General features: G+C 26.8%; 14 protein-coding genes. 1 reads left to right on the forward strand and 13 read right to left on the reverse strand.

The window, feature by feature from the left end:
- The first annotated feature begins 33 nt into the window (after positions 1-33).
- Positions 34-618, forward strand: a complete 585-nt coding sequence (gene yyaC, locus CLOPA_RS23140) for a spore protease YyaC (RefSeq protein WP_015617838.1) — start codon at positions 34-36, stop codon at positions 616-618.
- Between the two features lie 599 nt (positions 619-1217).
- Here yyaC and CLOPA_RS23145 read toward each other — a convergent pair.
- From CLOPA_RS23145 to rpmH, 13 genes are all read right to left on the reverse strand, one after another.
- The gene (locus tag CLOPA_RS23145; protein ID WP_015617839.1) at positions 1218-1472 is read right to left on the reverse strand and encodes a YkuS family protein; all 255 of its coding nucleotides are present in this window, start codon (positions 1470-1472) and stop codon (positions 1218-1220) included.
- A 76-nt stretch (positions 1473-1548) separates the two neighbouring features.
- The gene (locus CLOPA_RS23150) at positions 1549-2049 is read right to left on the reverse strand and encodes a DUF4446 family protein (protein WP_015617840.1); all 501 of its coding nucleotides are present in this window, start codon (positions 2047-2049) and stop codon (positions 1549-1551) included.
- Positions 2050-2107: 58 nt separating this feature from the next.
- A complete protein-coding gene (locus tag CLOPA_RS23155; RefSeq protein ID WP_015617841.1) occupies positions 2108-2974 on the reverse strand; it encodes a ParB/RepB/Spo0J family partition protein in 867 nt (288 codons plus the stop codon).
- A 5-nt stretch (positions 2975-2979) separates the two neighbouring features.
- Complete coding sequence (locus tag CLOPA_RS23160) at positions 2980-3747, reverse strand: ParA family protein (RefSeq protein ID WP_015617842.1); 768 nt, start codon at positions 3745-3747, stop codon at positions 2980-2982.
- Between the two features lie 1685 nt (positions 3748-5432).
- On the reverse strand, positions 5433-6212 hold the full coding sequence (gene noc, locus CLOPA_RS23165) for a nucleoid occlusion protein (RefSeq protein WP_041711684.1): 780 nt from the start codon (positions 6210-6212) through the stop codon (positions 5433-5435).
- An 88-nt stretch (positions 6213-6300) separates the two neighbouring features.
- Positions 6301-7020: a 16S rRNA (guanine(527)-N(7))-methyltransferase RsmG gene (rsmG, locus tag CLOPA_RS23170; protein WP_015617844.1), complete on the reverse strand. Its 720-nt coding sequence runs from the start codon at positions 7018-7020 to the stop codon at positions 6301-6303.
- Positions 7021-7043: 23 nt separating this feature from the next.
- Positions 7044-8930: a tRNA uridine-5-carboxymethylaminomethyl(34) synthesis enzyme MnmG gene (gene mnmG / locus CLOPA_RS23175; RefSeq protein WP_015617845.1), complete on the reverse strand. Its 1887-nt coding sequence runs from the start codon at positions 8928-8930 to the stop codon at positions 7044-7046.
- A gap of 9 nt (positions 8931-8939) precedes the next feature.
- Positions 8940-10319 (reverse strand): tRNA uridine-5-carboxymethylaminomethyl(34) synthesis GTPase MnmE, encoded by a 1380-nt coding sequence (gene mnmE / locus CLOPA_RS23180; RefSeq protein ID WP_041711073.1) that lies wholly within the window; start codon positions 10317-10319, stop codon positions 8940-8942.
- A gap of 236 nt (positions 10320-10555) precedes the next feature.
- Positions 10556-11182 (reverse strand): RNA-binding cell elongation regulator Jag/EloR, encoded by a 627-nt coding sequence (jag, locus tag CLOPA_RS23185; RefSeq protein WP_015617847.1) that lies wholly within the window; start codon positions 11180-11182, stop codon positions 10556-10558.
- A gap of 30 nt (positions 11183-11212) precedes the next feature.
- Positions 11213-12007 (reverse strand): membrane protein insertase YidC, encoded by a 795-nt coding sequence (gene yidC, locus CLOPA_RS23190; protein ID WP_015617848.1) that lies wholly within the window; start codon positions 12005-12007, stop codon positions 11213-11215.
- A 20-nt stretch (positions 12008-12027) separates the two neighbouring features.
- Positions 12028-12237, reverse strand: a complete 210-nt coding sequence (gene yidD, locus CLOPA_RS23195) for a membrane protein insertion efficiency factor YidD (protein WP_015617849.1) — start codon at positions 12235-12237, stop codon at positions 12028-12030.
- Positions 12238-12239: 2 nt separating this feature from the next.
- On the reverse strand, positions 12240-12575 hold the full coding sequence (gene rnpA, locus CLOPA_RS23200) for a ribonuclease P protein component (RefSeq protein WP_015617850.1): 336 nt from the start codon (positions 12573-12575) through the stop codon (positions 12240-12242).
- A 71-nt stretch (positions 12576-12646) separates the two neighbouring features.
- Positions 12647-12781, reverse strand: coding sequence for a 50S ribosomal protein L34 (gene rpmH, locus CLOPA_RS23205; protein WP_015617851.1), 135 nt, complete (start codon positions 12779-12781; stop codon positions 12647-12649).
- Positions 12782-13010 lie beyond the last annotated feature (229 nt).

Here is a 13010-nt window from a genome sequence, read left to right on the forward strand (position 1 = left end):
TTTGGTTAAAATTCTAAAAAAGGAGGTTTTTTTATGATAAATAAGGTAATAATTGACTCAATGGAAAGCAACTCCGTATTTAAGGTTAGAGATATATTATCTAAAGAAATTTTGTCTGTTATTAAAGAAAGACCCATAATATTATTGTGTATTGGAACTGATAGATCTACAGGAGATTCCTTAGGTCCTTTAGTTGGTGATAAACTTAATTTTCTTATAAGAGATCATATATTTATATATGGAAACTTAGAGTGTCCAATACATGCTAAAAATTTATGTGATACTGTAAATAAAATAAAATCTACATATAAAAATCCATATATAATAGCAGTAGATGCTTGTCTAGGTAATATACAAAATGTAGGTAAAATTATAATAGAAAATAAACCAGTAATTCCTGGAGCTGCTATGAATAAAAAACTTCCCCCAATAGGTGATTTAAGTATAACTGGTATAGTAAACATTGCAGGTGCACTAGAATTTATGGTACTTCAAAATACTAGATTATATGTAGTAATGCATTTAGCAGATATTATATCAAGTGGAATCTACCATTCTATTATCAAGACTATAGGTGGTAAAAAAAATATTATCTCCAACAATAGAGGTCTTGTATAAATTCTATTATTTAATTTATATAGATTTTAATTAATATTTACATTTATTCAATAACATTTAAATAGAAAACATTTAACTAATATAGATATTTTATGATGAATAATAATTTACAACTACATACACATACTTTATTATTTTATATATAGTTATAAATAATTTTTATAAATAATTGCAACATATATACAAATTAAAGAATATATATGTTGCAATTAAAATTATACTTTTGCAGCTAATAGATAGTATTTATATAAAATAACTGTTTATTAACCAAAATAATTTGTTGCAGCATATATATCAAATTGTAACTATTTAGCTACTATATGTTGTATTGTAAAGACATAAATAGTTTTATCAAAGCTTATAGAAAACTTATCAAATATAGTTTCAATTTTAAACTTATATACTTAATTATCTTTCAAAAAGTATATTTAATAAAATATATACTATACAAGTGAAGATTTTGCATTGGGACAAGTATAAGTAGTATAGTAAAAATTAATTTAAAACTTTTTTTAAATTATATATAAGATAAAATTTAAAAATAAGTGGTTTTTTTATAATAAAAGTAATTTGTCATACTATCTGTATAATTTCTTTTATTATATTATAGATGAGTATATTCTATTATTGAGTATGTACTCTATTTCATCTATAGATTTACTTCCCATATCAATTATCAATATTCCTTCTTTCTTAACATTGCTTTCATGTATGAAATTAGTTAGACCTCCACTTTTTAGATTACATATTAAAGCATCACAATTTTCTTTATGATTCCATTCTAATATCTCGTATCCTCTCTTCTCTAATTCAATTTTTACATACATTAATTCATCTGAAACACAAATTTTCATATAAAAAACCTCCCATGGGTATTATTTCCCATTAAGAGGTTTTTATTAATAATATTTAAATTTTATAGTAAAAATTTTATTTTTTACTTACTGCATCTTTTAGTACATGTTTTTCTTCATCTGACAAGTCATATCTGGATATTCCCTTATCGATAGGTTTTGCATAAGTAGTACTTTCATTTCTTCCATATATACTTGTTATAATTACTCCATCATTATTATTGTCAAGTAAAGCAACAGAAAAGCTTAAATCACTACCAACATCCTCAAAAGCTTTGTATCGTATTATTGATATATTTTGTAAGCATTTATTTATTTTTTCATGAATATCCTCATATAAATTCTTAACTACTTTTGATTCATTATCTATTTTATCTATTTTATCCATATATGATTCTATTAATTCTTGTAGATTACTATTTTCTACTCCTCTCGTTAATTTCCTATATTTACTTTCCAATCTATTAATAGCTTTTATATTAACAAAAGATAATAACAATAAGATTATTATTATTATTATTAAAATACCTACTATGTATATACTTAAATTATTATATATTTCAATTATAGTCTGCATTTGTTTATTTGCCCCATCCTTTCTTTTAAAATTTAAAAATGTTTCACGTGAAACATCTTTAAATTTTTAATATATCTAGTATTCGTTGAAGATCATCATTTGAATAGTATTCGATTTCTATCTTTCCCTTGTTGTTTTTATTTTTTAAATTTACCTTTGTTCCAAAAATACCCTCTAATTTATTTCTTACATCATTAATGTAAACATTAACGTTTTCGTCATTATTTTTTTTAGTTACTTTATTCTTATTATTTAATTGCAAACTTTTAATAAGTCTTTCCGTCTCCCTAACGCTTAAGCCTTCATCTATTATTTTTTGGGATATTTCATATTGTAAATCATTATTTTCAACACTAAGTATAATCCGTGCATGCCCTTCTGATATAACAGCATCTATTAAATATTCCTGAACTCTTTTATCTAAATTCAATAATCTAATACAATTTGTAATAACCGTTCTTGATTTACCAACTTTTTTGCCTAATTCTTCCTGTGTTATGTCAAAATCTTCAAGTAATTTTTTGTAGGCAAGACCTTCTTCTATTGGATTTAAATCTTCTCTCTGTATATTTTCTATTAAAGATACCTCTAACAAATCTCTATTAGATAATTCCATAATTACTGCTGGCAATTCCTTCAATCCTATGCTTTTTGCAGCTCTCCAGCGACGCTCTCCTGCAACAATAATATAAAAATCATTTATTTTTTTTAATATAAGTGGTTGAATAATTCCATGTTGCTTAATAGATTGAGCTAACATTATAATTTTTTCATCGTCAAAATTTTTTCTAGGTTGATCATTGTTTGGTTTTATTAAATTTATAGGAATTAGATTCACAACTTTATTATCATCTTCTATATTTTCCAACACATTTTGATTTATCAATGCACCTAATCCTTTACCCAATCCACCTCTTTTATTCATATTTATCACCTCTCTTGTCTAGTGAGAAATTCTTCTGCTAAGGTGTTATAATATTCTGCACCTTTACATTTATCGTCATATAAGAAAATAGGAAGTCCAAAACTAGGCGCTTCAGCAAGTCTAATATTTCTAGAAATAGTGGTTTTATACACTTTGTTTATAAAATATTTATTTACTTCTTTGCATACTTCATTAGATAATTTAGTTCTATTATCAAACATAGTAAGTATAACTCCTTCTACTTCCAAATTTTTATTTAATGATTTTTTTACTAATTGAATAGTATTTACAAGCTGTCCAACTCCTTCTAATGCATAAAATTCAGCTTGTATAGGAATTAATACACTACTTGAGGCACATAAAGAATTAATGGTTAATAAACCTAATGACGGTGGACAATCGATAAATATATAATCATATTCATCCTTTAATTCATTAATTTTGTTCTTTAAAATAGATTCTCTACTTTCCATTTCTATAATTTCAATTTCTGCACCTGCAAGTTCTAGTGTAGATGGAGCAATATATAAATTTTCAATAAGTTGAGATTTCAATATAACATCTTTTAATGAAATATCCTCTGTCATTACATCATATACAGATCTTTTAATATTAATTTTGTCAATTCCAAGACCACTAGTAGTATTACCCTGAGGATCTATGTCTATTGTTAAAATTTTATAACCTTTCATAGCTAAGTATGAACAAAGATTAATATTAGTAGTAGTTTTTCCTACCCCACCTTTTTGATTAAATATACTTATTACTTTCACTAAATTCACCTCTTTCTACAATTACTTGAATTCTTATTATAATGCTTTGAATTTACATACTACTATTATTATAATCTCATAGTTAAACTTATTAAATACATTTCATAAAACATTTATAAAAAAATCAAAATTTATATTTAAATAGCTATTGAAAAAATATTAATTTTTAACCTTGTAATATTCTAGTTTAAAATTAATAATATTAATTTTAAACTAGAATATATGAATGCATAGCTTTTTAATCTAATGTGCCAAATTCTCCAATCCCCCATAGGATAGATATGGATAGTACCTTAATATAAATAATCTCATACTATTTATATTAATAATATTTATATAATTAATATTATTTTATATATAATGTTGTAGGGATAATACGAAAATGTGGAAACCAGGCTATGCCTTTCCTACGCAAAATATTAAAGGCTCAATGTATATATACGATATTGCACAATACCCTTGCTGCAAGGGTATTTCAAGCCTGTGGAGAGTGTAGATTACGAACTCTTGGAAGCAGGAAGCTCTTACTGTTTTTTTAAGTTGGAGTAGTTCAAATGATAAGAATGAAATATCTAAACATATTTTAAATATGAATATTAGAATTTTTTTATTATTGAGTTTTTGCTTTTTGCACTAAATATCCATTAAATTTAAAAATTTTTAGAGCTCCGTTATTAATAAATTCTGTATTATTAATAAAGCAAAATTTATTTTACCAATAAATCTATAAATTAAATACAAAAATACTTCTTCTATTTGTATAGGGCTTTTTAATCTTTTATAAACCTAAACTTATATGTTAAAAAATATTTAATTAGAAAATACATTTTCTTATCACATCCTTCCAGCTTTTAGTCATAATTTTTTAAACATAATTTTGAGATATTCTAGAAACTAAAATTAATATGTACATAAATAAAGTTCTTGGCATCAGTTGGAGTTTTTGCTTATGACCTCTGATGCTTACTAACAGATTTCTTAGTATCGGTATTATGATACTTAGAAATTGTTGTCCTTTAGGGCAAATCACTATCCAGGGACGTAGCCACTCTTTACTCCCACTTTACGAAAAGCAGACAAAACAAAATTTATTTTGTATTTGGTCGCTTTCACAGAGTGCAAGCAAAGAACCAAAATCTTAGATTTTGCGTGAATCGCTTTCACAGAGTGCGATGGGAGTATTAGAGAGGGTAGTCATCGGATAAATATAATGTCAATTGAATTAGTACCACATCTGTAACTTCGTAATATGTAGTTTGTACATTAAAGATTTATAATTTTTTGTATAAACACTCAATATAAGTTACTCTAAAATTGCATTGTTTAGTTAAAAATTTTATATATATATTTAAATTACCAATTGTGGTATTACAGGCTCTCTATAAAATATCTGAAAAATAAAATTTAACATTCCACTATATAATTATTTTTAACTTATTTAGAAAATGCTAATTAATTTTTTATAAATTTTATATTGTAACATTTTATATTATTTATATAATATGATTAAACCACAAAAATCTATAAACTAATTTCCACTATACCATCTATAATGGTTTCGATGTAAGATCTTCACCATATATAGTATATATTTTTTATTAAATACACTTTTTGTGAGATAATCATTATATAAAATTTATATTATATGAATAAAATACAAAAGAAGTAATGTTTCACGTGAAACATTACTTCTTTTGTATTTTAATTGTAACTTCTATAAATTCATCTAATTCTTTTGATCTGTAATTAGCACTTATACCGTATTTATCAAAAACTTGTTTTATAGTATTAATATACACTCTTGGACTAAATATTCCTTTTATTCTTTTTTTACCATCAGAAGCTAATTCAACTGTTTCCAATTTAATTAATTCCTTTTCTATAAGCTCTTCAGTTTTCTTTACATTAAGTTGCTTATCTATGACGACTTTTAATATTTTCTTCTGAAACTCTTCATCAGGTAATTTCAATAATGCCCTTGCATGTCTTTCTGTTAAAGAATTTTGTAGAATAATATCTCTTATAGACTTATTAAGTTTAAGAAGCCTAAGCTTATTTGATATTGTGGATTGTTTTTTACCAATACTAATGGCAAGTTGATCTTGAGTATAGTCATGATTCTTAATTAAATTATAATATGCCTCTGCCTCCTCCATAAAATTCAAATCTTCTCTCTGAAGATTTTCTAACAAGGCTATAGCAGCCGACTCCCTATCAGAAATATCAATTATCATAGCTGGCACTACTTTAAGTCCCGCTATTTTAGCTGCTCTAAATCTACGTTCTCCGGCTATCAATTCATATTTATTCTCTTCTATTTTTCTTACTGATAAAGGTTGTATTATACCATAGCTTTTTATTGATTGTGCTAACTCATTAAGTGAATTTTCATCAAAATATTTTCTTGGTTGATAAGTATTAGCAAATATCAATTCTACACTTATATTAACTATATTATTAATCATAGCAAACCATCCCTCATATATTTCCTTATGGTTATTTTCTTCATATCTTAACAAAATCCTTCTTTTTTTATAATAATATATTCGACAATTATTTCAATGGTCTTTTAGTGACTGTTCCTGCTTTTCTAGGAAATTGTTTTGGTGTTTCTTTTATCTTTTTAACTATGACAAGATTATGCTTTAAATCACTTTCCTCAATTTCTACTTTTATTATATCCTCTAACTTTCCACCTAAAGTTCCAATAGCATTTTTAGCCTCCAGTATCTCCTCTTCAATAGAAGGTCCTTTTAAAGCTATAAAATATCCCCCTATATTAACATAAGGCATACAAAACTCACTTAAAACCGTCATATTAGCTACAGCTCTTGAAGTTGCAATATCAAATTTTTGCCTATATTCAATTTTTTTAGAAAAGTCTTCTGCTCTCCCATGTATAGTTCTTATATTTTGAAGTTCTAATTTATTTATAACTTCATTTAAAAAATTAATTCTTTTATTTAAAGAATCTAACAAAACTACATCTATACTTTCATTAATAATCTTTATAGGTATACCTGGAAAGCCTGCACCAGTACCTATATCAATGATATTTTTTGCATTCTTTAAAAAATCGAACCTAAATATCTTTATTGAATCAATAAAATGCTTTTTTATTATCCCTTCATCATCAGTGATTGCAGTAAGATTTATTTTTTCATTCCATTCCTGAATCAATTCTTTATACTTTATAAACTTATTATACCGCTTTTCATCAAAAAATAAGCCTTCATTTTTACAAGCACTATCCATTAAATCAAAATATTTCATTTTACCTCCACTTTGAATAAAGTTTATACTAATTTTTGTCTAAAGTATTGTTCAAGATATATCATTAAAACTGATATATCTGCTGGTGATACCCCTGAAATTCTAGAAGCTTGCCCAATACTTATTGGTCTCATTTTATCTAATTTTTGAATTGCTTCTACTCTTATTCCTTTTACTTTATGATAATCTATATCTTCTGGTATAAGCCTATTTTCCAATTTTTTAAATTGTTCTACTTGCTCTAACTGCTTATCAATATAGCCTTCATATTTAGTTTCTATTTCAACCTCTTCTGTTATATCTTCGGACAAATTTGGTCTTTCTGAATCTAAAAATTTAATCATATTATAATTAAGCTCAGGCCTTTTTATAAGTTCATATAAACTTATAGGCTTTTTTAAAGTAGAAGATCCTATGCCTTCAAGAAAATCATTATTTTCTTTTTTATTTGTAATTTGTAATTTTCTTAATCTGTTAATTTCTTTATGTATAGAATCTCTTTTATTTATAAATTTTTCATATCTATAATCTGAAACTAAGCCAATTTGTTTTCCGATTTCTGTCAATCTTATATCAGCATTATCCTGCCTTAATAAAAGTCTATATTCAGATCTTGATGTCATCATTCTATAAGGTTCATTTGTTCCCTTAGTAACGAGATCATCTATCAATACCCCAATATAGGCATCTGATCTACTTAGAATTAAAGGCTCTCTGTTTTTAACCTTTAATGAAGCATTTATTCCTGCAATAATGCCTTGACAAGCAGCTTCTTCATAACCCGAACTTCCATTTAATTGTCCTGCTCCAAACAATCCATTGATATTTTTAAATTCTAATGATAATTTCAATTGAGTAGGATCTATACAATCGTACTCTATAGCATATGCCGTTCTAAGTATTTCAGCATTTTCAAGTCCCTTTACAGTTCTAATCATTTTTATTTGTACTTCCTCTGGTAGTGAACTTGACATTCCTCCAACATACATTTCATTAGTATTCTCACCTTCTGGTTCAATAAATACTTGATGCTGATTTTTATCAGGAAATCTCATTACTTTATCCTCTATAGATGGACAATATCTAGGTCCTACACTTTTAATACTACCATTATATAAAGGAGATCTATCTATATTTTCTCTAATAACTTCGTGAGTTTCTTCATTAGTATAAGTTAAATAACATAATATTTGTTTTCTATCAAGATTATCACTTATAAATGAAAAAGGAATTATTTTATTATCTCCAGGTTGCTCTATCATTTTTGATACATCTATGGATCTCTTATTAATACGGGCTGGAGTACCGGTTTTAAACCTTCTTAATGCTATTCCAGAATCTATAAGGCTTTGTGATAATTCATTAGCAGGAAATAATCCACTTGGTCCACCACTATAATTAATCTCTCCTGTTATTATTCTAGATCTTAAATAAGTACCTGTAGCTAAAACAACAGTTCTTGTTGAAAAATAGGCACCATTCTTAGTAAGAATCCCTTTTACTTTGCTATCTTTAATATCAATACTTACAACCTCTATCTGCTTTATATATAAATTATCCTGTCTTTCCAATACTTCTTTCATTCTCTCAGAATATCTTCTCTTATCAGCCTGTGCTCTAAGCGAGTGAACTGCTGGGCCTTTTGATAAATTTAGCATCTTAGATTGAATAAATGTATGATCAATATTAACTCCCATTTCTCCACCTAATGCATCTATCTCTCTTACTAAATGACCCTTAGCTGTTCCACCTACATTAGGATTACATGGCATCATAGCTATGCTATCTAAATTCATAGTACATATAAGAGTTTTAACACCCATTCTGGCAGCCGCTAAAGCAGCTTCACAACCTGCATGACCAGCTCCAATTACTATTACATCATAATCACCTGCAATATATTTTATCAATTAAATCACCTACTTTCCCAAGCAAAAATTTTTAAATATTTTTTCTAATAAATCCTCTTCTAGAGTATCTCCAGTAATCTGCCCTAAATTATACCAAGCATTTCTTATATCTATTGATGCTAGATCAATAGCCGATGTGTTTTTTAAAGCATTTACAGCATCTTCACAATTAGACTTTGCTCTAATTAAAGCTGCTTTGTGTCTCGTATTTGTAATAATTAAGTCATGATATTTTATTTCTCCATTAAAAAACAATTCTTTAATTATATCTTTTAATTTATCTATACCAAAACCTGTTTTTGTAGATATATCTATTATATATTTCGAAGATAAATCTTTAAAATCTTCATTTTTTATTTTTTTAGGCAAATCTGTCTTATTTAATAGAATAATATATTTTTTACCATTAATATGTTTTATTATATCTAAATCTTTATCTTCTAAACTTCTGCTTGCATCTAACATGAATATTATTAGATCGGCTTCATCTATTTTTTTTATAGAATTTTCTACTCCTATCTTCTCTACAATATCATTAGTTTCACGTATTCCAGCGGTATCAATAAGCTTTATAGGAATACCTGAAACATTTATATACTCTTCTATTACATCCCTGGTAGTTCCTTCAATTTCTGTAACAATAGCCCTTTTTTCTTCTAACAAAGCGTTTAGCAATGAAGATTTACCTACATTGGGTTTACCAACTATAGCAGTATTTAAACCATCTCTTAATATTTTTCCTTCATCTGCAGAATTAATTAATTCTGCAATTTCTAATAATATGTCATTTAACTTCACAATTGTATTTTCAGAAGTTAACTCTTCAAGATCCTCTTCTGGATAATCTACTGTAGCTTCAATATGAGCTATTAATTCTAATAATTTTTCCCGTAAACTATTAATTTCTCTTGAAAGCTTACCTTCTGACTGCATAACAGCTGATTTCATGCTTATATCAGTTTTTGAAGTTATTATATCCATAACTGCCTCTGCCTGACTAAGATCTATTCTTCCATTTAGAAAAGCCCTTTTCGTAAATTCACCTGGCTCAGCAATTCTCGCACCAGCCTTTAAAACTTCATCTAAGACTCTCTTAGTTGAAAAGATACCTCCATGGCAATTTATTTCTATAGTATCTTCAGCTGTAAAACTTTTAGGACCTTTCATAAAACTTACAATAACTTCATCTATATTTTCTTTAGTTTCTAGCTGAACTATATTACCGTATCTCATAGTATAAGGTTTAATATCTAGAATATTACCTCCATTTTTAGGTATAAAAATACTATTTACTATTTTTACTGAATTATTTCCAGAAACTCTAATTATAGAAATTCCGCCTTCACCTAAAGCTGTTGCTATTGCTGCTATAGTATCAAATTCTTTCATACAATATTGGTAAGAAAATAAACTTACCATTTCCTCCTCTCTAATTAGTCATCTGAAAATAAATAACAAGTCAAAGATGCGACCAATATTTTGAATCATCCAAGGAAACAGGTTCTGATGATAGTGGTGCTATCAGAAGGTTCTGTTGACGCAGTATGATACAAAATAGACTAGCATACTAACTAGTTATTTCTTTGAAGATGCCTCACACCAGTTAATAATTAAAAAGAAAGCCATCAGGCTTTCTTTAAATCAATTACAACATATCTATTGGGTTCATCACCCTCACTATAAGTTTTAATATTCCTATTATTCTGTAATGCGGAATGAATTATCCTTCTCTCATAAGGATTCATTGGTTCAAATTTTATAGTTTTTCTACTTTTTTGTACCTTATGTGACATCCTTATTGCAAGCTTTTTTAATGTTTCCTCTCTTTTGGTTCTATAATTCTCCGTATCGATAATCACTCTCTTATATTGTCCATCATGTTCTTTATTTATAACTAAACTCACAAGATATTGAAGTGAGTCTAAAGTTTCACCCCTATATCCTATTAATATTCCCATATTGGAACCTATAATTTCAATTTTTATCTTGTCTTTAATTTCTTTAATTTTAATTTCTGCATCAATTCCCATGGCATCAAAAATATTTTTCAAAAAATTTTCAGCTTTTTCGCAATAATCCCTTTTAACTGTTACCTTTACCTTTGCAGGTCGTTTACCGATAATACTTAAAAGTCCCCTGCGTCCTTCATCAATAACTACAACATCTACTTTATCTTCTGTAACTCCTAATTCACTGATAGCATTTTGTTTTGCCTCTTCTATGGTTCTACCAGTCATTTCAATAAAATTCATACCGCAGGACCCCCCCTCAGTAAATTAAACTTAATTATTATTGATTTTATCTGAATTCCTCTTTTTATTTCTCTTATTTTTTACAATATCTTTATTATCTATAGTAACACTACTTTCTGCTGCAATTTTATTTTCATTTTCTTCATTATTAATTTTATTTGCAACCATTTTCATAACTAATGTAGTTTGAAGTATTTGTACTATATTACCAGTTACCCAATACAATACTAATGCTGCATTAAATCTTAAACTCATGTAGAAAAGAACTATAGACATAACTATATTCATAGTTGATGTTTGTTTTGCCTGAGCCTTGTCTACAGCAGTTGACGACATTAGCATACCTGAAAAATATGTAGTAGCACCAGATATAACTGGAAGTATCCAACTAGTCCAATCAGACATAGTGGCAGATTTAGATAAATCATGAATCCATAAAAAGCCAATGCCGTTTATCGCTAAAGTAGAAAATACATAGTATAATGCTATAAGTATAGGATATTGTATTAATAATGGTAAACAACCGCCTAAAGGATTAACACCTTTTTCCTTATACAACTTCATCGTTTCCTGTTGTAATTTTTGCGGATCACTTTTGTATTTAGTCTGAAGTTTTTTTACTTCTGGACCAACTTTACTCATCATCAATGAGGATTTAATTTGTTTAACATTTAAAGGTAACAATATCATTCTTATTATAATTGTAAGAACTATTATAGATAAGCCATACGATACATTGTTATTTGGAATAATATTTAATATTGAACGATTTATTGCCTGAAAGAAATTAACAAATAAATCATTTAAGAAATTGATTTTAAACAAAGTCCAAGCCTCCTATATTCTTATTTAACAGGATCATATCCACCTTCATTAAAAGGATTACACCTTAAAATTCTTTTAATTGATATATATCCTCCCTTTAAGACACCGTATTTTGATATTGCATCTATTGCATACTGAGAACAGGTTGGGTAAAATCTACAACAGGGTCTTTTTAAAGGTGATATATATTTTCTATAAAATTTTATCATTGATAATATTATTTTCTTCATATTCAATATAAACCTGCCTTTTTAAACAGATTTTTTAAAGAAGCTTCTATTTCTTTATAATTTTTATCCTTACAGTTAATACGAGCGATAAATACGAAATCATAACCTTTTTTTAAGGATTCTTTGTTCAATCTATAGCTTTCACTTATTAATCTTTTTACTCTGCTCCTTATAACACTCTTTCCAACTTTTTTACTTACCGATACGCCAATTCTATTAATATCTTTATTTTTAAAATTTCTAAATGTGTACAATACTAAAAGGTGATTAGAAAGAGATTTTCCTTTCCTATAGACAGTTCTGAACTCAGAATTTTTTCTTATTTTGTCTTCTTTCATATAAAATCTAATGCTCCTTAAAAACTACTACTTTTTCTTGCAATTACAGAAAAAGGCCACAAAAGCGGCCCTTATGCTGTCAATCTTTTTCTACCTTTTAGTCTTCTTCTCTTTAAAACATTTCTTCCAGATAAAGTACTCATTCTTTTTCTAAAGCCATGCTCTTTCTTTCTTTGCTTCTTTTTTGGTTGATAAGTCATAAACATAATTATTGCACCCCCTTTTTTGTGCATTTCAAATTTTATATAGTAATTACTCACTAACTAATTTACAGTTTTACTTTTATATTATATATTTCCCTACTAGTAATGTCAATATTAATGAATTCTAGTAAAAAATCAGTTTACTTTTCTAATTTAATATCAATGATAATTTTATGCTTTTTATTGATACTAAACTGAAAAATTTTATTGTGAATATACTTATTTAAAAATT

This window comes from Clostridium pasteurianum BC1 (assembly GCF_000389635.1).
Taxonomy (GTDB): Bacteria; Bacillota; Clostridia; order Clostridiales; family Clostridiaceae; genus Clostridium_I; species Clostridium_I pasteurianum_A.

Bases quoted from the DNA above. Each gene is read 5' to 3' on its own strand.
- yyaC (WP_015617838.1), top strand. From the start codon at position 34: ATGATAAATAAGGTAATAATTGACTCAATGGAAAGCAACTCCGTATTT.
- CLOPA_RS23145 (WP_015617839.1), bottom strand. From the start codon at position 1,472: ATGAAAATTTGTGTTTCAGATGAATTAATGTATGTAAAAATTGAATTA.
- CLOPA_RS23150 (WP_015617840.1), bottom strand. From the start codon at position 2,049: ATGCAGACTATAATTGAAATATATAATAATTTAAGTATATACATAGTA.
- CLOPA_RS23155 (WP_015617841.1), bottom strand. From the start codon at position 2,974: ATGAATAAAAGAGGTGGATTGGGTAAAGGATTAGGTGCATTGATAAAT.
- noc (WP_041711684.1), bottom strand. From the start codon at position 6,212: ATGATTAATAATATAGTTAATATAAGTGTAGAATTGATATTTGCTAAT.
- rsmG (WP_015617844.1), bottom strand. From the start codon at position 7,020: ATGAAATATTTTGATTTAATGGATAGTGCTTGTAAAAATGAAGGCTTA.
- mnmE (WP_041711073.1), bottom strand. From the start codon at position 10,319: ATGAAAGAATTTGATACTATAGCAGCAATAGCAACAGCTTTAGGTGAA.
- jag (WP_015617847.1), bottom strand. From the start codon at position 11,182: ATGAATTTTATTGAAATGACTGGTAGAACCATAGAAGAGGCAAAACAA.
- yidD (WP_015617849.1), bottom strand. From the start codon at position 12,237: ATGAAGAAAATAATATTATCAATGATAAAATTTTATAGAAAATATATA.
- rnpA (WP_015617850.1), bottom strand. From the start codon at position 12,575: ATGAAAGAAGACAAAATAAGAAAAAATTCTGAGTTCAGAACTGTCTAT.
- rpmH (WP_015617851.1), bottom strand. From the start codon at position 12,781: ATGTTTATGACTTATCAACCAAAAAAGAAGCAAAGAAAGAAAGAGCAT.